Genomic DNA, 18,602 nt, shown 5'->3' on the forward strand with positions numbered 1-18,602 from the left:
GCTCCGTGATCCGGGCCACCCCACCGGCTCACGGAACGGCGGCCAGCCGTCGGAGGAGTGCCGGGTCCACCTCCAGGAGCGTGCGGACGACCTTCCTGCGCGGCGCCGGCGGAAGGGGTACGTACGAGGGCACCGCGAGGACCGCGCAGCCCGCCGCCTCGGCCGAGGCGACACCGGTCGGGGTGTCCTCGACGGCCACGCAGCGGGCCGGATCGGCGCCGAGGCCGGCCAGGGCCGCCCGGTAGGGGTCGGGGAACGGCTTGGTGCGCGGTGTCTCCCCCTCGGCGACGGAGGTGGTGAAGTTCCGGCGGCCGAGGACGTCGAGGACGGTGTCCACGACCGGCCGCGGTGACGCGGAGACCAGGGCCGTGGGCACCCCCGCCGCCCGGAGCGCCGCGAGGAGTTCCCGTGCACCGGGCAAGGGCTCGACCCGGCCCTCCACCAGCTCCGTGAAGCGGCGTTCGAGGGAGTCGGCGAGCCGCTCCGGCCGCGCGCGTCCCGCCGCGCGGGCGGAGAGGTGCTCCGCGCAGGCCCCGATCGCCCGGCCGAGGACGAACGCGAGGTCCGCCTCCGTGAGGGTCAGGCCGAGGCCGCGGGCCTCCTCCTCGACGGCCCGCCGCCAGAGCCGTTCGGTGTCGACGAGCGTGCCGTCCATGTCGAAGAGGACTGCCTGGAGTCCGGCGGGCTCGGGAGCGGAGCGCCGGTTCATTCCTCGGTGGCCCCGAGGGCGGCCGTGTCGCGCAGGTGGACACGGCGGGTGGCGGCGGCGTGGAGTTCGAGGACGGTGACCTCGTTGGCCCCGGGGCGCAGGACGGGACCGGGGACGTACAGGCTGGTCTGGGGGCCCCGGGACCAGTGGCGTCCCAGTGGGAAGCCGTTGATCCAGGCGAGGCCCTTCGTCCAGCCGTCGAGGTGGAGGAACGTGTCCGCGGGCTCGTCCACGACGAGGGTGCCCCGGTGGAAGGCCGGTCCGACCGGCGGCCGGGCCGGGTCGAAGGGCCGGAGGTCGAGCTGTTCCAGGTCGTCCAGCGGCAGGGCGCGGCTGTGCCAGAGCGCGGGCGCGGTGCCGTTGAGGGTGGTGCGTCCGAGCAGGCCCTTGCGGTCGTGGAGGCCCGGTCCGTAGTTGACGCGGCCCTGGTTCTCCACCAGGACGGCGAGCCGGGCTCCTGGGCGGGGCACGGTGAAGGCGAGGGTGTGCTCGTGGTTCTCCCGCTCCAGGACGCCGACCGGCTGGCCGTCGACGAAGACCTGGGCGCGGTCGCGGACGTCCTCGGCGTGCAGCAGCACCGGCCCCGGCGTCGGCAGGTCCGTCTCGTGGAGGACGAACCCGAAGGGGTGGCCGAGCTCCTCCAGGGTCAGCGGCCGGTCGGCGGCCTTCGGGGTGCCGAGGGCGTCGGCGAGGTCGAGGAGGCCCCCGGTGAGCGTGAGGTCGACGGGTCCGAACGCCGCCTTGGGGGCGGCGGTCGGCGGCGGGTCGGCGGGCACGGGCGCGTGGCGGGCGATGACCTCGCGGAAGGCGGCGTACTTGGGCGTGGGGTCACCGGCCTCGTCGAGGAGGGCGTCGTAGTCGTAGGAGGTGACGGTGGGCCGGTAGGTGCCCTTGTCGTTGGCGCCGTTGGTGAAGCCGAAGTTGGTGCCGCCGTGGAACATGTAGATGTTGACGGAGGCGCCCGCACCGAGCAGGAGGTCCAGTTCGGCGGCGGCGTCGGCCGGGTCGCGGCGGGCGTGGAGGCCGCCCCAGCGGTCGAACCAGCCGATCCAGAACTCCGCGCACATCAGCGGGCCTTCGGGCCGGTGCTCGCGCAGCGCGGCGAGCCCGGCGGCGGTGCGGCTGCCGAAGTTCGCTGTGGCCAGGACGCCGTCGAGACCGCCGCGCGCGAGGTCGGAGGGCTGGTCGCAGGTGAAGAGCGGGACGTCGACGCCGTGCCGGCGGAGCAGGGCGGCGAGTGCGGCGAGATAGGCGGTGTCGTCGCCGTACGCGCCGTACTCGTTCTCGACCTGCACCGCGAGGACCGGCCCGCCGTTGCTGCCGAGGTGGGGGTGGAGCGGCGGCAGGAGCGCGCCGAGGTACTCGTCGACGGCGCTCAGGAAGCGGGGGTCGCGGCTGCGCAGGACGATGTCGTCCTCCGTGAGCAGCCAGGAGGGCAGTCCGCCCCCCTCCCATTCCGCGCAGATGTACGGGCCGGGCCGGAGGAGGACGTGGAGTCCCTCGGCGGCCGCGGTGTCGAGGAAGCGGGGGAGGTCGAGGGCGCCGTCGAGGCGGAACTCCCCGCGGCGCGGGGCGTGCAGGTTCCACGGCACGTAGGTCTCGACCGTGTTGAGGCCGAGGAGACGGGCCTTGCGGAGTCGGTCGGCCCACTGCTCCGGGTGGACGCGGAAATAGTGCAGGGCGCCGGAGATGATGCGGAACGGGCGGTCGTCGAGACGGAATCCGTCGTCGACGATCTCCAGTCGGGGCATGGCGGTGGTGCTCCTCGGGTGCGGAGGACGGGCCGGCCGCCCGGGTGCGGGTCGGCCGGCCCGGAGGGGTGGGATGGGTCAGGCGAGCGGGCGGCACAGCAGGGCGTCGGGGACGCCGCCGTGGTTCCACTTCCAGGTGTAGGCGACGCCCGCGAGGAACTCGCCGTCGGTGCACTGGCCCTTGTAGAAGCCGGGTGCCCAGTCGCTGGCGGTGGAACCGCCGGTCGCGGGACGGTTGTCGCCGTGGTCGAACCACAGGACGCGGCCGGTGGTGGGCAGGGCGGCGGCGGCCGGGGCGCACAGGAGCGCGGCCATGGCGTTGCCCTTGACGCTGTAGCCGACGGCGAAGGTGCGGTCCGGGCACTGGAGCTTGTTGTAGCCGCTCGCCCAGTCGCCGCCGGTCACGTACCGCTCGTCGGTGACGACGGTCCAGGGGCCGCTCGCCTTCGCGGGCTGTCCGGCGTCGGTGCACAGGCCCCGGCCGCTGCTCCGGGCGATGCCGGTCACGCGCTGGGTGTCCGGGCAGTTGCCCTTGCGGTTGCCGGGGGACCAGTCCGGCCCGGCGAGCATGGTGGCGGAGACGTCGTAGTCGGCGTAGTCCAGGTTGAGCATGTTCCAGCGGGTCGCGGGGGCGATCCTGCCGGTCCGCGCGGGGGCGCCGACGAGCTTGTTCCAGTCGGTGGCGCGCCAGTCACCGGCGTCCATGACACCGAGCCGCGTGCCGTTCGCGCTGTAGTTGACCATGGCCCAGTTGTCCTGCGGCGTGCCGCTCGCGTCGGTCCAGCCGACCAGGGGCCAGATGGCGAAGTCGGTGTCGTTGCGCACCAGGATGTCGGTGAAGTTGCCGAACCAGGCGCGTTCCCTGGCGTCGGCGTCCCCACGGCCGGCGGCGCCGAACTCGCTGATCCAGACGGGTGCGGTGAAGTGCTGGCCCGATCGGGTGACGAACAGGGCCTGGTCGTCGACGACCTGGGCGAGCTGGGCGGGGGTGAACTCCTCGTAACGCGGGTCGTGCGTCTCGCCCGTGCCGGTGGCGCCGGTGTGGTTCGGGCCCGTGTAGCCGTAGAAGTGGGCGGCGTAGACGAGTTTGTCGGAGCGGATCAGGGTGTTGGAGAGGGTGGCGACCGGGGTGAGGGTCGGGCGGCCGTGCGGGGTGATGTCGGTGGGGATGCCCTGCCAGTTGATGCCCTCCATGATCACGAGCAGGTCGGGGTTGGCCTGGAGGATCCTGTTGCCGGCCTCTTCCAGGGCCTTGTTGAGGTCGTGGTCGTTGCCCCAGCCCCAGTTGGGGTCGTTCCAGGTGTCGCGGCGGACCTCGTTGCGGAGGTCGGCTCCGACGACCCGCTTGTCGGACTGGTAGCGCTTCGCCAGGAACACCCAGTCGTCGATCCACTGCTGGGTGGACTGCCCGCTGTTCCAGCGCTCGTTGCCGTCGAGTCCGCAGCAGAAGCGGTAGCTGGTGGTGTGGTTGTTGAGGATGACGGCGAAGCCGTCGGCGGTCAGGGCCGCGACGACGGCGTCGAGGACCTGGAGCGGGGTCTTGCCCTTGAGCTGCGGGTTGGCGGCGACGGCCGCGTCCGGGACGGCGCTCGTGTCGTGGATCAGCGCGTTGGCGAAGGGGAGCCGGATGCTGTTGAGACCGAGGGTGTGGAAGTCCGCCAGGATCCGGTCGATCGGCGTCCTGTCCAGGCCGAGCGGGATGTTGTGCGACATCTGCCGGGCCTGGTGGTTGGCGACGTCGGCGACGTCGCCGCTGCCCTGCCAGGTGCCCTGGGCGCCGGCCCAGTTGCCGGACTTGAGCTTGAACCGGTCGCCGTCGGCGTCGACGACGTACCGGTCCCGGGTGGACAGGGGCGCGGTCCAGGAGGCGGCGAGCTGGGCGCCGGTGAGCGCCGGGGGCGGCGCCGTACCGGTGTCGGCCGCGGCCGGGTTCGGGGTGAGGGTGGCGAGGAGGAGTGCGGACGAGGTGGCGAGGACTGCCGTCGCGCGTCGGAGCAGGGTGAAGCGGGAGGTCACGGGGGCTCCTTAGGGGTGGGGGCGGGTGCCTTTCGTGGGACGTGGTGCGGGTGCGGAACGCGTGGTGCGCCGTACGGATCGCGTGGTGCGGGTGCGGAACGCGTGGTGCGGTTTCGGGGTCGGTCAGCCCTTGAGGCCGCTGGTGGCGATGCCTTCGACGATGTACCGCTGGGCGACGAGGAACATGACGACCAGGGGCGTGATGGTGACGACGGCACCGGCGAAGAGGCCCGGCAGGTTGACGGTCTGCGAGGTGAGGAAGGTGGACAGGGCGATCTGCGCGGTCCAGGCGGAGGGGTCCTGTCCGATGACCAGCGGCCACAGGAAGGAGTTCCAGCTGTCGATGAAGGAGAGCGCGCCGAGCGAGGCCAGCATGGCGCCGGAGCTGGGCAGGGCGATCCGGCGGTACAGGCCGAGCCAGCCGAGGCCGTCGAGCCGTCCCGCCTCCTCGATCTCGGCGGGGAACTGGAGGTAGAAGTTGCGGAAGAGCAGGACCGCGAACGGGTTGAACAGACCGGGCACGAGGATGCCCCAGAGCGTGTTGACGCCGCCCAGGGAGCCGACGACGACGAACGTCGGGACGAAGGTGACGGAACCGGGGATCATCAGGGTGGCCACGATCAGGGCGAGGACGGCTCCGCGGCCGGGCACCGGGATCCGGGCCAGGGCGTAGCCGGCGGCGGAGGCGAGGAGCGTGGAGACGGGCGCGGTGACGGCGGCGATGAGCAGCGAGTTGCCGAGGGCCCGTCCCATGGAGACGGCGGGGTCGGCGAAGAGCTCGGTGAAGTTCTCGACGTGCATCGTCGAGGGCCACCACGTCCACTCGGGCGCGGTCAGGCTCCGGGAGTCCATGAGCGCGTTGCGGAGCATGAGGTAGAAGGGGGCGAGGAAGGCCGCGGTGAGGAGGCCGACGAGCAGTCCGCGGGCGAGGAGGCGCGCGGTGCGGGACAGTGCGGGCAGGGTGGTCATGCGCGTCTCATTCTCCGCTCCTGCCGAATCCGGTGAACCGGCCCTGGAGCAGGGTCACTCCGACGATGAGGGCGGTGAGCACGAAGGCCCCGGCGGAGCCCATGCCGTAGTTCTGGCTTCCCATGGCGGTGTTGTAGAGGTGGACCAGCGGGGTCTGGACGGGGGCGGTGCCCGTTCCGGAGAGGCCGCTGTTGAACAGGTTGTAGAACTCGTCGAAGGCCTGGAAGGCGGCGATGAAGAGCAGCATGAGCACGGCGACGGAGGTGTTGCGGAGCATCGGCAGGGTGATCCTGGTGAGGAGTCGCCGGCCGGTGGCGCCGTCGAGTGCGGCGGCCTCGTACAGCTCCTTGGGGATGGCCTGGAGTCCGGCGAGGAACAGCACCATGTAGAAGCCGACCTGGAGCCAGAGCCGCAGGGTGACGAGCGCGACCCAGTAGAGGGGCGGCGAGGTGGTCTGGAGCCAGGGGACGGGTTCCGCTCCGAACAGGCCTCCGAGGGTGTTGGCGATCCCCGCGGGAAGGCCGTTGAACAGGGACATCTTCCACAGCAGTGACGCGGCGACGTACGAGACGGCCGCCGGCAGCAGGAACGTGGTGCGGAACAGGGCCCGGCCGCGTCGGATCCGGTGCACGAGCAGGGCGAGGCCGAGCGAGGCGGCGAAGGTGAGCGGCACGATGACGGCGGTGAACAGCAGGATCTGGAGGAGCGAGTCGCGGAACGCCTGGTCTGCCAGGAGCCGGCGGTAGTTGTCGAGTCCGACCCAGTGCCCGAGGGCGATGGTGCCCCGCGCGTCGCTGAGGCTGAGCAGGAAGCTCCAGCCGATGGCGACGTACTTGAAGACGCCGAGTCCGATCAGCATCGGTGCGGTGAGCAGGACGAAGGCGGCCCAGCCGGACCGGCCGGGACGTGCCCGGCCGGTCCGGGCGGCGCCGCGCGGGGGCGCCGCGGGGCGCCCGGCCCCGCGTGCGGAATCCCGCCCGCGCCGCACCGCGAGGTCCGTCGTCGGGGTCATCGGCCGAGCTGCTTGTCGATCTCGCTCTGGGCCTTCTTCACCGCGTCGGCCAGGAGGGCGGCGGGGTCGCCGTCACCCGTGACGATCTTCATCGCGGCGGCGTTGAAGGTGCTGCTGACGGCGGTGTCCCAGGTGCCCGGGAAGTGCTTCCCGTACCGCTCGGCGAGCTGCACGGTCTCCTTGGCCGTGCCCTGGGAGAGCTTCTCGGCGGTGGCGGCGACGGACCGGCGCGGCGGGACGTGGAAGCCGTAGCTCTCGGCGAAGTCCTTCTGCAGGTCGGCCTGGTGGACCCAGAGCCACTGGACGAACTTCTTCGCCGCGGCCACGTTCTTCCCCTTGGCGTTGACGCAGCTGGTCCAGCCGCCGACGCGGACGACGGGGGCGCCGCCGGCCTTGAAGGCGGGCCACGGCAGCACGCCGAAGTCGTCGCCGAGCGCGTCCTTGATCGCGGGCATCGCCCACAGGCCGCTCCACTGGAGGGGGACGACGCCCTGGCTGAGGGCGGCGGGGTCCCACCAGTCGGTGGTGAAGCCGAGCAGCAGCGACTTGTCGTCGTGCAGGCGCTTCAGTCCTTGGAGCGCTTCGAGGGCCTGCGCCGATCCGAAGGCCACCTTGCCGTCGGGGGAGACGAGGTCGCCGCCGTTGGCGAAGACGGCGATGCTTCCGGAGTCGCCGAGGCCGTCGTTGCCGAGGAACAGGCCCTTGTTCTTCCCGGTGGTGAGGGCCTTCGCGGCGGCGACGAGACCGTCGAAGGTCGTGGGCGGGGTGATCCCCGCCTTCGCCAGGGCGCTCTTGCGGTAGTAGAGCATCATGACGTCGTCGATCATCTTGACGCCGTAGAGCTTGCCGTCGACGGTGACGGCCTCGACGGCGTTCGTGTTGAAGTCGCTCCGCGCGGTGCCGTACACGTCGTCGAGGGCGGCGATCTGGCCGCGGCGGGCGAGGCTCTCGCTGAAGTCGCCGATCTCGAAGACGTCCGGGGCGGCGTCGGTCAGCAGGGTGGCGTTGACCTTGCCGGAGTAGTCGCCGGGGACCCAGGTCACCTTCACCGCGATGTCGGGGTTGGCCCGGGTGAAGGCCGTGGCGTAGCGGAGCACGGCCTGCTGGGTGCCTGCCTCTCCGTACGCGTGGTACCAGACGTTGAGGGTGGTGTGCGCGGAACCGGCGGCGCCCCCGACGGGGTCGGTGCTGCACGCGGTGGTCGGCAGGACGGTTCCGGCGGCTATGAGCAGCGATCCCGTGAGGAATCCGCGTCGGCTAAGCTCTGGTCTGCGTGTGCTCATGTCGCGTCCTTCTGTGAGGGTGTGGCGGGGCGGATGTGCTGCCTGGCCGGCGCCTTCGTCAGTGCTTGCCGGCAGAGGAGGGCGTCGGCCAGGGAGTCGTACGGGACGGCTGCGGGACGCTCAGCCGGCGCCGATCGTGGTGGTGGTCGCGTACTGCGGGAAGAGCGCCTGGATCGCCACGGCCGCACCGCCGCGGGCCCACTCCTCCCAGGGCAGCGGCCGCAGTGACAGCGGGCACCGGGAGGCCGCTCCGAAGGCGTGCTCGGCGTAGGCGTCCTGGATGTGGCGCCTGAACAGGTCGTAGGCGTCGACGCCTTCGCCGCTGACGACGACGCGTTCCGGACCCACGAGGTTCACGAGCGTGGAGATGCCGACGCCGATGGCCTGACCGGCCCGGGCGAAGGCCTCCCGTGCCGGCATGTGTCCGTCCCGGGCCAGGTCGGCGACCTCCTCGAAGGTGAGTCGTGGGCGGCCCGTGGCCTCGCGGACCGCCGTGATGATCGCGCCGGTCGAGGCGATGGCCTCGACGCAGCCGCGCGCACCGCAGCGGCACACCGGCCCCGTGGGGTCGACGCAGAGGTGTCCGACCTCGCCGGCGACCCCGTAAGCCCCCCTCAGGAGCTGGCCGTTGACGACCAGGGCGGAACCGATGCCGGCGCCGATGGTGACGAGCGCGAAGTACTCGGTGCCGATGCCCTCGCCGAACCAGTGCTCGGCGACGGTGAGGGCCCTGACGTCGTTCTCGACGGTGACGGCCAGGCCCGTGGCGGCGGTGAGGAGTTCGGCGAGCGGCACGTCGCGCCAGCCGAGGAGGCCGGAGTGACGGAGCCGTCCGCTGTCCCGGTCGACGTCCCCGTTCACGGCGACGCCGAGGTGACGCGTCCGAGCCCGGAACGCCGGTTCGGAGTCGAGCAGTTCGTCGACGAGTGCGGCGGTGACGGCCGCTGCCGCCTCGGGGGTGCAGTCGTCGAGGGGCAGGGCGGCCGTGGCCCGGATGCCGGCCCGCAGGTCGCACACCGCGCCGAAGACCTGGTCGGAGCTGATCTTCAGCCCGATGAAGTACTCGCGGTCGGGTGCGACCGCGAGGGGGTTGACCGGCCGGCCGGCACCGGGTGCGGTGCGCTCGGGCGGGAGTTCGTACAGATAGCCGTCGTCGATGAGGGGCCTGGCCGCCTTGGTGACGGCCGTGGAGGAGAGCCCGGTCCGCCGCGCCAGTTCCACTCTGCTGAGGGGGCCCTCCGCGAGCAGCAGGGCGAGGACCGCGGTCTCGGCAGGCGCACTGACCAGAGGCTGGGAGTGATGTCGAAACACGGGAGCAACATAGAGCAAATAAATAACTTCTTCCAGTATTGATTTGGGAGTTGGGCCGGTCCTACGCTCGGGCCCGCCTCCGCGCCTCCTGTCACTCACCACACCCAGGGGTCCCCTCCGTGCACGCCACGCTCCCTCCCGTCTCCTTCGATCCCGACCACGGCATCGCGGTCCTCCGCACCCCGAACAGCCTCTACGCGCTGCGCCTCGCCGCCGACGGCAGCCCCCGGCACCTCTCCTGGGGTCCGCCCGTGGACACCTCGACGCTCGCCGAGGTCCCCGACGCGGTCTCCCCGGCCGCCAGCAGCTTCGAGTCCGACGCGGCCGCCGACGAACTCGCGCCGCAGACCGGGGCGCGCTTCGGCCCCGCCGGCCTCCAGGTCCGCTTCGCCGACGGGACCCGGGGCGCCCAGTGGCGGTTCGCCGGACACCGCGTCGACGGCGGCGAACTGCGACTTCTCCTCGACGACCGGCACCGGCCCCTGCGCGCCGCCCTCTGCTACCGCGTCCGGAGCGACACCGACGTCATCGAGCGCTGGACCGAACTGACCCACACCGGGCCCGCGGACGGGCCGCCGGACCCGGTCACCGTCGACCGGCTCGACTCGGCTTCCTGGACCGCTCCCCCGCTTCCCGACTACCGGCTCAGCCACCTGGTCGGCGGCTGGAACAGCGAGTTCCGGCTCCAGCGCGACCGGCTTCCCGTCGCCGAGACCGTCCTGACCAGCCGTCGCGGACTCACCGGACACCACGCCAGTCCCTGGCTGGCGCTCGACGACGGCACCGCGGCCGAGGACCGGGGCGAGGTCTGGAGCACCGCACTGGCCTGGAGCGGCAGTTGGCGCGTCACCGTGCACCGCGACCCCGGCGGGCGCACCACCTGGACGGGGGGTTTCGGACACGAGGGGCTCCAGTGGACCCTGCGGCCGGGCGAGACCCTGCGCACCCCGGTGTACGCCGGGCTCTACACGGCGCACGGCTTCGGCGCCGCGAGCCGCGCCTGGCACCAGTACGTCCGCGCGCACGTCCTGCCCGAGCCCGAGCGGGACCGGCCGGTGCTCTACAACTCGTGGGAGGCCACCGGATTCGAGGTCGACGAGGCCGGTCAGATCCGCCTCGCCCGGCTGGCCTCCCGCGTCGGTGCCGAACTGTTCGTCCTGGACGACGGCTGGTTCGGCACCCGCCGCGACGACCGTTCGGGACTCGGTGACTGGACTCCCCGGCCCGAGGCCTTCCCGAGGGGACTGCGCCCGCTCGTCGACGAAGTGCACGGCCTGGGCATGGAGTTCGGGCTGTGGGTCGAACCCGAGATGGTCAACCGGGACAGCGCGCTGTACCGGGCCCATCCGGAGTGGGTCCTCCACTCCCCCCGGCTCGACGCGACCGAACTCCGCAACCAGCTCGTCCTCAACTTCGCCCGGCCCGAGGTGGAGGCCTGGGCCGCGGAGACCCTCGACCGGCTGGTGCGCGAGAACGACGTCGACTGGCTCAAGTGGGACGCCAACCGGGCCTTCACCGAGGCGGGCTGGGACGGCCACCCCGATCCCGACCGGCTCTGGATCGACCACACGCGGGCCGTCCACCGCGTCATGGACGGGCTCCGCGCCGCCCACCCGGGGCTGCGCATCGAGGCCTGCGCGGGCGGCGGCGGGCGGGTCGACCTCGGCGTCCTCGCCCGTACCGATCAGGCCTGGACCTCGGACAACACCGACCCGGTCGACCGGATCGGGATCCAGCACGGCTTCGGCCAGCTGTTCCCCGCCCAGGCCATGGCCGCATGGGTCACCGACAGCCCCAACACGGCCACCGGCCGCCGCACCCCGCTGCGCTTCCGCTTCCACGTCGCCATGGCGGGCGCCCTGGGTCTCGGCGGAGACCTGACGTCCTGGTCCGAGGAGGAGCTCGCCGCGACCGCCGAACTCGTCGCCGTGTACAAGGAGATCCGTCCGCTGGTGCAGCGCGGACTCCAGTACCGGGTCGCCGAGGGCCCGGTGACCGCCGTCCACTACGCCGCACCGGACGACAGCGAGCACGCGCTCCTCACCTGGCGCCCCACGACCCGCTTCGGGCACCCCGCCGCCCCGGTGCGGCTGCCCGCCCTCGACCCCGGGGCGCGCTACCGGGACCTCGACTCCGACCGGGTCCACAGCGGCGCCGCCCTCGTACGCCACGGGATCGACCCGCGGCTGCCGGCCGGCGACCACGCCGGCAGCCTGATCCGGCTCCGCCGCGTCGGCTCCTGAAGCCCCGCGGCTCCTCCCCCGCGACCCGGCGGCCCCCCGCCCCGCCCCCGACTCCCCTGGAATTTCCCATGGACAACGCTCGCGTCCTGGTCGTCGGCATCGACGGCGTACGCCTCGACCTCCTCCCCGACCTGCACACCCCGCGCCTCGACGAGGTCGCCCGCGCCGGCTTCCTGGCCCCGGTCGAGGTGGACCCCGTGACGCCCACGATGTCGGGGCCGTGCTGGACCACCGTCGTCACCGGTGTCGGGGTCACCAAGCACGGGGTGTGGGGCAACCGCCTGGACGGCAACCGGCTCGACGTCTTCCCCGACTTCACGACCCGCCTCGCGCGTGACCTCGGACGCCGCACCTTCGCGGTCGGCGGCTGGGCGCCCCTCTTCCTCGCCCAGCAGGGCGGCCCGCTCTTCGTCGCCCCCACCCGGCTCCGCTACGTCGCTCCCCGCGAGGACACCCCCGGGGCGTGGGAGGAGGTGGACGACCTCGTCACCGACGACGCCGTGCACCTCCTCGGCCTGGACGAGGACCTCCACGCCGGCTTCGTCTACCTCGGCGCCGTCGACGAGACCGCGCACTTCCGCGGCTGCGGCGAGGAGTACCGCCGGGCGATCGAGGCGGCCGACCGTCGTCTCGGCCGGCTGCTCGACGCCGTGCGCGAGCGCCCCGGGCACGGGACGGAGTCGTGGACGGTCGTCGTGGTGACGGACCACGGCCACCGCGACGAGGGCGGTCACGGGGGACGGAGCCTCCAGGAGCGCACCGCCTGGATCGCCGCGTGCGGACCCGGCCTGACCGCCGGCCGCGCCCCCGCGCGCCTCGGCCACGCCGATGTCGCGGCCCACGTGTACACGGCGCTCGGGATCGCGCCCGACCCCCACTGGACCCTGGACGGCGGCGCCTTCACGGACTGACCGGGCGGGCCCGGAGGCGGGCGCGGTGCCGGACCGCGGCCGTCGTCCCGTTCTCAGCCCGGGCGTCGGGCCGTGACGACCACGCCCGGGCCCGAGTGGGCGTCGGCGGGGAGGCGGAGTTCGGCGGTGGGGTGGAGGCCGGACTCCTCGATGAGCGTGACGAGCCGGTCCGGGCTCCACTGGTGGGTCGTCCACCGGACCGGGACGCCCCCGTAGGCCTCGGTGCGCCGGATGTCCTCCTCGCCGACGTGGGTCGCGGCGATGAGGTGGCCGCCCGGCTTCAGGGCCCGCGCGAACATGGCGAGGACCTGGGGGAGGACCTCGCGCGGCAGGTTGAACAGGGACCACCAGCCGAGGACGCCGCCGAGGGACTCCTCGGCGAGGTCGAGTTCGGTGGCGGAGGCGACGGCGAAGCGGCACTCGGGGTGCAACCTGCGCGCGTTCTCGATCATGCGGGGGGAGAGGTCGACCCCGGACACGTCGAGGCCGCGCTCGGCGAGGTAGGCGGTCACCGTGCCGGGTCCGCAGCCGACGTCCAGGACGGGTCCACAGCCGCCCACGCTGTCGGCGAAGGCGTCGATCGACGCCTTGAGCCACGGGTGGCGGCGGATGTCGCCCATGCCCGTCGTCCGCACCATCTCGGCGTAGGTGTCGGCCACCCGGTCGTAGGACTCACGGACCACGTCGAGGTCGGACGGGCGGTCGATCCGGTGGGCGCACATCCGCTCATCATAGGAGAACGCCGCCCGCCGGCCACCGTGTGGATCTCGTGCGGATCGGCGGCAGGTCCTGCACCGGGAAGGGTCGAAAGGGGCGACTTCGCACCAACCGCCCCGGACATAGCGGGGTGTTGGCGGCACCTCGGCGTCGTTGCCTTTCGTTCCGTCGTTCTGGAAGCCTCCGTCGGGCTCCCCCCACACCCGAACGACGGAGGCAACCCCGCATGCCCTCACCGCGCATACGCCGCGCCTGGCTCACGGCCGCCGCCGCGGCCTCGCTCGCGCTCACCGGCCTCACGGCCCCGGCCCAGGCCGAGGACGCCCCGCAGGACGTCACGTCCGCCACGGTCCAGGAGCCCCTGGCGACCGAGACCGCTCCCGCACCGCTCGCGACCGCGGCCTGGACGCCCGGCGGTCCGGCCTCGCCCGGTGACTTCACCCTGTCGCCCGGCGCGCTGAACGCCGAGACCACCGCCCGCGTCACCCGCCTGGACTCGGTGCTCCCCAAGTCGGGCGTGCAGAACCTCCTGATCGGGGCGAACCGCGACGTCTCGCCGTGGTGTTCCCGCGATCCGTTCGGCACCGCCCCGGATCCCGACATCAAGTACTGCCTGCAGAACGACGACTCCACCTCGCGGGAGTGGGTCCCGCAGGGCTTCTCGGGTGTCTCCGACGCCCAGGACGACGAACTGTGGGGCACGGCCGGGAACATCCAGCTGTTCGCCTCGTACGACGGCTGGGACCCGGGCCGGGAGGACGACCCGGACCCGGCGACCGGCGACTGCACCGCGGCCGAGACGGAGGCCAACGACGCCTGCAACCAGAAGGGCGTCCGGATCACGTTCGTCCAGAGCCGGGTCAACCCGGCCTCCGGCATCTCCGAGATCAAGTACCGGCACGTCCTGCTGGGCTGGACCTACGTCAACTCGGCCGACCACGTCTCCTTCGACGGACTGCACGCCTCGGAGTACCCGATCCAGAAGGGCGTCCACGCCGGCGGGATCGTCTGGTACGGCAACTACCTGTACGTCGCCGACACCCGCAACGGCCTGCGCGTCTTCGACATGCGCACCATCATGGACCTCGACCCGGACGGCGACCCCGGCACGCACGACGCGATGGGCAGCGACACCGACGGGGTGAAGACCACCGCGAACACCGAGGACAAGACCAAGGTCGGACGGCACGACAACGTCTGGTACAGCTTCGGCTACCGCTATGTGATGCCGCAGGTCGCCGCGTGGAAGTTCAAGGCGGGTCAGGGCAATCCCGCCGGTTCCTACGGCTGCGTCCCGACCGGCGCCCCGAAGGCCTCCTACATCTCGCTGGACCGCAGCACCACCCCGGACCGCCTGATCATGGGTGAGTACTGCCGGCCGCAGAGCGGTGCCGAGTCCACCGGCCGCATCGCCTCGTACCCCGTGGCGGATCTGGAGCAGCGCTCCTTGGACGTGACCGCGCAGGGCTGGGCGAACTACCTGCCGCTGGCGGGCGGTGGCGCGCAGGGCGCGGCGGCCCACGACGGCACGCTGTACGTGAACGAGTCGAAGGGCACGGACGAGCCCGGCAACCTCTGGCGCTACACGTGGAACGACGGGCAGTTGGTCACGAGCGGACAGGCCGTGAAGACCGCCCGGGGCGCCGAGGACCTCTACGTCGAACGCGGAACGGGACGTCTGTGGTCCCTCTCCGAGCACCGTCCGGGGTCCGACCCCGACTGCAAGGCGAACCCGGACGCCTCAGATCCCGACGGCACGGACTACTGCCAGCGGGTGCTGTACGCGCACAAGCTGAGCCGGCTCGACGCCCGACCGTAACGGGGCCGCGGCACCCACGAGTTCCCTCCGGGCGGTCGGCCGCGCGGAGGGAACTCCCGTGCGACGGGTCCGGATACGGCCAACGGCCGCCACGCGCGCGCGTCGCCCCGGCGCCGGCCCCCGGAAAGCGTGCCTGACCTGGCCCGGAGCGGGTTCCGGCGGGCCCGCCGTCGCGCAAGGATCGTTCCGCCGTCACGGTGCCGTCACACGGTCATCGTCGTCCCATCGAACGCGGCCCGCGCACGATGGCCGGAAACCATGGGATTCGACGTCCCGCTCCCCCACCCGCGTTGATCACGTCCTTCGCTCCTCACATACTGCGCTGACCGGTGACGGGCGCCCTCGTGCCCCGGCCGGAATCCGTCATTCGACCTCATCCCAAGCTCCTGGGGGAGACTTGCGCGCACACGTGCAGAGAGCACGCGCCCTGACCATCGCAGCGGCCACGTCGGTGGCGCTCGTGGCAGGCATGACAGGCCCCGCGCCGGCGATCGCCGCGCACACGGCGGCCGCACCGGACGACACCCCGCGCCCCGGCGGTACCGAGCGGATCCCGCTCGTCACCGGCGACCGCGTGGTGGTGGACGCGGAAGGCGACATGGTGGGCTTCGAGTCCGCCGAAGGCCGTGAACGCATACCCGTCGAGGTGCGGCGCACCGGGGACCACACGCTCGTGGTGCCCGCGGACGCGCGGCGCCTGATCGAATCGGGCCGCCTCGACCAGCGGCTCTTCGACCTCGACGTGCTCACCGACCCGCGGCTGCGGAAGAGCCACCGCGCCGGGCTCAAGCTGATCGTGCAGTACGAGGGGGGCGCCGGCGCCGCACGCGCCGAGGTGCGCGCGGCCGGCGAGACCCAGCTGCGCCGTACCTTCCCGACGCTGAACGCGGACGCCATCCGTACGTCCCCGGACGATGTCGCCCGGGTGTGGGAGGCGCTGACCAACCGGCAGACCAGCGGGCTGCGCGCTGCCGCCTCCGGCATCGACAAGGTGTGGCTGGACGGGGTGCGGGGCGCGAGCCTCGACCGCAGCGTCCGGCAGATCGGCGCCGACAAGGCGTGGGAGTCCGGGTTCGACGGAACCGGCGTGAAGATCGCCGTCCTCGACACCGGTGTCGACAAGACCCACGACGACCTGAAGACGCAGGTCGTCGGCGAGAAGAACTTCTCCTCCTCCGCCGACGCCGTGGACCGCGTCGGGCACGGCACGCACGTCGCGTCGATCGCCGTCGGCACCGGTGCCCGGTCCGGCGGCCGGTTCAAGGGCGTCGCCCCCGGCGCCAAGGTGATCAGCGGGAAGGTCCTCGACGACGAGGGGTTCGGGGACGACTCCGCCGTCATCGCGGGCATGGAGTGGGCCGCCGCCGAAGGCGCGGACGTCGTCAACCTCAGCCTCGGCGGCCCCGACAGCCCCGGCGTCGACCCGCTGGAGGAGACCGTCGACCGGCTGACCGCCGAGAAGGGCATCCTGTTCGCGATCGCGGCGGGCAACGAGGGCGAATCCGGCCCGTCGTCGGTGGGCTCCCCGGGCAGTGCGGACTCCGCGCTGACCGTCGGCGCCGTGGACAAGGACGACAAGCTGGCACCCTTCTCCAGCACCGGCCCGCGCGTCGGCGACGGAGCCGTCAAGCCGGACGTGACCGCGCCCGGCGTCGCCATCACGGCGGCCGCCGCGCCCGGCAGCGCCATCGACACGCGCCCGGGCACGCCGCACCCCGCTCCGGGCTACCTCCAGATCGACGGCACCTCCATGGCCACCCCGCACGTCGCGGGTGCCGCCGCCCTCCTGAAGCAGCGGCACCCCGACTGGAAGTCCGCCGAGCTCAAGGGCGCGCTGACCGGTTCCGCCAAGGGCGGCGCCTACACCGCCTTCCAGCAGGGCACGGGCCGCATCCAGGTCGAGCAGGCGCTGAAGGCGAGCGTCGTCGCCGAGCCGGTGTCGCTGAACTACGGCACGGCGCTCTGGCCGCACGACGACGACAAGCCGGTGACCAAGAAGGTCGTCTACCGCAACCTCGGGACCACGGACGTCACCCTGGACCTGTCGGTGTCCACCCTCGACCCGTCGGGCAAGCCCGCCCCGGCCGGGTTCTTCTCGCTCGGCGCCTCGAAGGTGACCGTGCCCGCCGGCGGTACCGCCGAGGCGGACCTCGTCGCCGACACCGGCGTCGGCACGGCCGACGGCACCTACTCGGGCTACGTCACCGCCACCGGCGGGGGCCAGTCCGTCCGCACGGCCGCGGTGGCCGTACGGGAGGCGGAGTCGTACGACCTCACCGTCCGGACGCTCGGCCGTGACGGCGCCGACGCCCGGAACTTCGCCACCACGCTGACCGGCGTCGGCGGTCCCGCGGCGCACTTCCAGGCCCGGGTCGACGACGAGCCCGGCGCCCACACCTTCCGGGTGCCCAAGGGTTCGTACACGCTGAACACGGCCGTCTACCAGGACCCGTCGGACTACACGGCGGGCACCGACTGGATCGCCCAGCCGAAGCTGGAGATCACCGGCGACACCACGGTCGTCTCCGACGCGCGCACCACCAAGCCGGTGGACCTGACCGTGCCCGGCCTCGACAAGGCCGACTACGCGGGGACGTACTACGAGGTGGCGACCGGCATCGGCCGGGTCGGCAACGGCTGGGTCCTGCGGGGCTTCACCGGCTTCCGCACCGCGCACATGGGTCCGGCCGTCACCGACGGCTCCCTCCTGCAGACCTGGGACGCGCACTTCCTGAAGGACGCGACCAGCCAGTACTCGGTGGCCTTCGGCGGGAAGACGAGCACGGTCGCCACCGGCTACACCCGGCACGTGCAGTCGAGCGAGCTGGCCACCCTGAAGGTCGGTCTCGGTGCCTCCGCGCCCGGCAAGACGGCGCTCGCCTCCCCGTACGCCCACCTGCCGGGCGCTCCGGAGGGCAACGGCTTCTCCGCGCCGCAGCCGGCGCCGGGCACGCGCACCTTCTACGTGTCCACGGGTGACGGCGCCACGTGGCTCACCCGGTACAACCAGCTGGGCGACAAGGACGAGTGGGGCTACCCGGCCTTCGAGGGTGCCTGGGAGATGGTCGAGCCGAAGCGCTACGAGGCCGGCCGGACGTACCGCGAGGCCTTCAACACCGGTGTCATGGGCCCGCTGCTGGGTCAGGGCATGGGCGTCTTCCGTACGGTCGACCCGGTGACGGGCGTGCAGCGGATCGTCGGCGCCGTGCCGCTCGCCTCCGACGGCGAGGGTCACTCCGGGAGCGTCCCGTACTCCTCGTCCACCTCGACGCTGTACCGCGACGGGGTGAAGGTCGCCGAGAGCACCGACCCGCTGAGCGGCTACGAGCCGTTCGCGGTCGACGCCGCCGACGCCGAGTACCGGCTGACGGCCTCCGTGGAGCGCCCGGCGAAGACCGGCGCGGTCTCCACCCGGATCGAGACCGGCTTCACGTTCCGTTCGGCGCAGGTCGCGGCCACCACGGCGCTGCCGGTGTCCATGGTCCGCTTCGCGCCCCCCGTCGACCTCGGCTCGCGCCTCCCCGAGCGCGTCCCGGTCCTGGTGCCGGTGACCGTGCAGGGCGCGGCAGCCGGTGCGAACCTCAAGTCGCTCGCGGTGTCCGTGAGTTACGACGGCGGGAAGACCTGGCAGTCCGCGAAGGTCGTGGGCGGTCTGGTCGTCGTGAAGAGCCCGGCGAAGGACAGCGGCGTCTCGCTGTCCGCCAAGGTCACGGACAAGCAGGGCAACGCGTCGACGGTGACCGTCCACGACGCGTGGCTCGGCAAGTGACCTCGCACGCCTGACGCGGCGTCACCACCCGCGGGTGCCCGTTCCTCCAGCCGTATCCGAGCCAGATCCCGTCGAGGCGCCCCGCGCGGGAC

General features: G+C 72.8%; 12 protein-coding genes. 4 read left to right on the forward strand and 8 right to left on the reverse strand.

Annotated features, from left to right (window positions below; all coding sequences use genetic code 11):
* Positions 1–28: 28 nt before the first annotated feature.
* From ABTY59_RS25375 to ABTY59_RS25405, 7 genes are all read right to left on the reverse strand, one after another.
* On the reverse strand, positions 29–709 hold the full coding sequence (locus ABTY59_RS25375; protein WP_352021331.1) for an HAD family hydrolase: 681 nt from the start codon (positions 707–709) through the stop codon (positions 29–31).
* Positions 706–2,460, reverse strand: a complete 1,755-nt coding sequence (locus ABTY59_RS25380) for a glycoside hydrolase family 35 protein (protein ID WP_352021332.1) — start codon at positions 2,458–2,460, stop codon at positions 706–708. Before ABTY59_RS25380 ends, ABTY59_RS25375 begins: the two co-directional genes overlap by 4 nt.
* 78 nt (positions 2,461–2,538) lie before the next feature.
* A complete protein-coding gene (locus tag ABTY59_RS25385) occupies positions 2,539–4,476 on the reverse strand; it encodes a glycoside hydrolase family 5 protein (protein ID WP_352021333.1) in 1,938 nt (645 codons plus the stop codon).
* Positions 4,477–4,599: 123 nt separating this feature from the next.
* Positions 4,600–5,445, reverse strand: a complete 846-nt coding sequence (locus ABTY59_RS25390) for a carbohydrate ABC transporter permease (RefSeq protein ID WP_352021334.1) — start codon at positions 5,443–5,445, stop codon at positions 4,600–4,602.
* Positions 5,446–5,452: 7 nt separating this feature from the next.
* Positions 5,453–6,457: a carbohydrate ABC transporter permease gene (locus ABTY59_RS25395; protein WP_352021335.1), complete on the reverse strand. Its 1,005-nt coding sequence runs from the start codon at positions 6,455–6,457 to the stop codon at positions 5,453–5,455.
* The gene (locus ABTY59_RS25400; protein WP_352021336.1) at positions 6,454–7,740 is read right to left on the reverse strand and encodes an ABC transporter substrate-binding protein; all 1,287 of its coding nucleotides are present in this window, start codon (positions 7,738–7,740) and stop codon (positions 6,454–6,456) included. The genes ABTY59_RS25395 and ABTY59_RS25400 overlap by 4 nt, the downstream gene beginning before the upstream one ends.
* Positions 7,741–7,860: 120 nt before the next feature.
* Positions 7,861–9,051 carry an ROK family protein gene (locus ABTY59_RS25405; protein ID WP_352021337.1) on the reverse strand — a complete coding sequence of 397 codons (1,191 nt, stop codon included), beginning with the start codon at positions 9,049–9,051 and terminating at the stop codon, positions 7,861–7,863.
* 119 nt (positions 9,052–9,170) lie between these two features.
* Here ABTY59_RS25405 and ABTY59_RS25410 point away from each other — a divergent pair, with 119 nt between their 5' ends.
* Positions 9,171–11,294 carry an alpha-galactosidase gene (locus tag ABTY59_RS25410; protein ID WP_352021338.1) on the forward strand — a complete coding sequence of 708 codons (2,124 nt, stop codon included), beginning with the start codon at positions 9,171–9,173 and terminating at the stop codon, positions 11,292–11,294.
* 68 nt (positions 11,295–11,362) lie between these two features.
* Positions 11,363–12,205 (forward strand): alkaline phosphatase family protein, encoded by an 843-nt coding sequence (locus ABTY59_RS25415; protein ID WP_352021339.1) that lies wholly within the window; start codon positions 11,363–11,365, stop codon positions 12,203–12,205.
* A gap of 53 nt (positions 12,206–12,258) precedes the next feature.
* On the opposite strand, the gene ABTY59_RS25420 is transcribed toward ABTY59_RS25415, so the two are convergent.
* Positions 12,259–12,927: a class I SAM-dependent DNA methyltransferase gene (locus ABTY59_RS25420; protein ID WP_352021340.1), complete on the reverse strand. Its 669-nt coding sequence runs from the start codon at positions 12,925–12,927 to the stop codon at positions 12,259–12,261.
* A gap of 221 nt (positions 12,928–13,148) precedes the next feature.
* On the opposite strand from ABTY59_RS25420, the gene ABTY59_RS25425 reads away from it, so the two are divergent.
* The gene (locus ABTY59_RS25425; protein WP_352021341.1) at positions 13,149–14,741 is read left to right on the forward strand and encodes a hypothetical protein; all 1,593 of its coding nucleotides are present in this window, start codon (positions 13,149–13,151) and stop codon (positions 14,739–14,741) included.
* A gap of 469 nt (positions 14,742–15,210) precedes the next feature.
* Positions 15,211–18,510, forward strand: coding sequence for a S8 family peptidase (locus tag ABTY59_RS25430; protein ID WP_352021351.1), 3,300 nt, complete (start codon positions 15,211–15,213; stop codon positions 18,508–18,510).
* The last annotated feature ends 92 nt before the right edge of the window (positions 18,511–18,602 follow it).

The sequence above is a fragment of the Streptomyces sp. NPDC096079 genome, from assembly GCF_040303145.1.
Classification (GTDB): Bacteria; Actinomycetota; Actinomycetes; order Streptomycetales; family Streptomycetaceae; genus Streptomyces.

Bases quoted from the DNA above. Each gene is read 5' to 3' on its own strand.
- ABTY59_RS25375 (WP_352021331.1), bottom strand. From the start codon at position 709: ATGAACCGGCGCTCCGCTCCCGAGCCCGCCGGACTCCAGGCAGTCCTC.
- ABTY59_RS25380 (WP_352021332.1), bottom strand. From the start codon at position 2,460: ATGCCCCGACTGGAGATCGTCGACGACGGATTCCGTCTCGACGACCGC.
- ABTY59_RS25390 (WP_352021334.1), bottom strand. From the start codon at position 5,445: ATGACCACCCTGCCCGCACTGTCCCGCACCGCGCGCCTCCTCGCCCGC.
- ABTY59_RS25395 (WP_352021335.1), bottom strand. From the start codon at position 6,457: ATGACCCCGACGACGGACCTCGCGGTGCGGCGCGGGCGGGATTCCGCA.
- ABTY59_RS25400 (WP_352021336.1), bottom strand. From the start codon at position 7,740: ATGAGCACACGCAGACCAGAGCTTAGCCGACGCGGATTCCTCACGGGA.
- ABTY59_RS25415 (WP_352021339.1), top strand. From the start codon at position 11,363: ATGGACAACGCTCGCGTCCTGGTCGTCGGCATCGACGGCGTACGCCTC.
- ABTY59_RS25420 (WP_352021340.1), bottom strand. From the start codon at position 12,927: ATGTGCGCCCACCGGATCGACCGCCCGTCCGACCTCGACGTGGTCCGT.
- ABTY59_RS25425 (WP_352021341.1), top strand. From the start codon at position 13,149: ATGCCCTCACCGCGCATACGCCGCGCCTGGCTCACGGCCGCCGCCGCG.
- ABTY59_RS25430 (WP_352021351.1), top strand. From the start codon at position 15,211: ATGACAGGCCCCGCGCCGGCGATCGCCGCGCACACGGCGGCCGCACCG.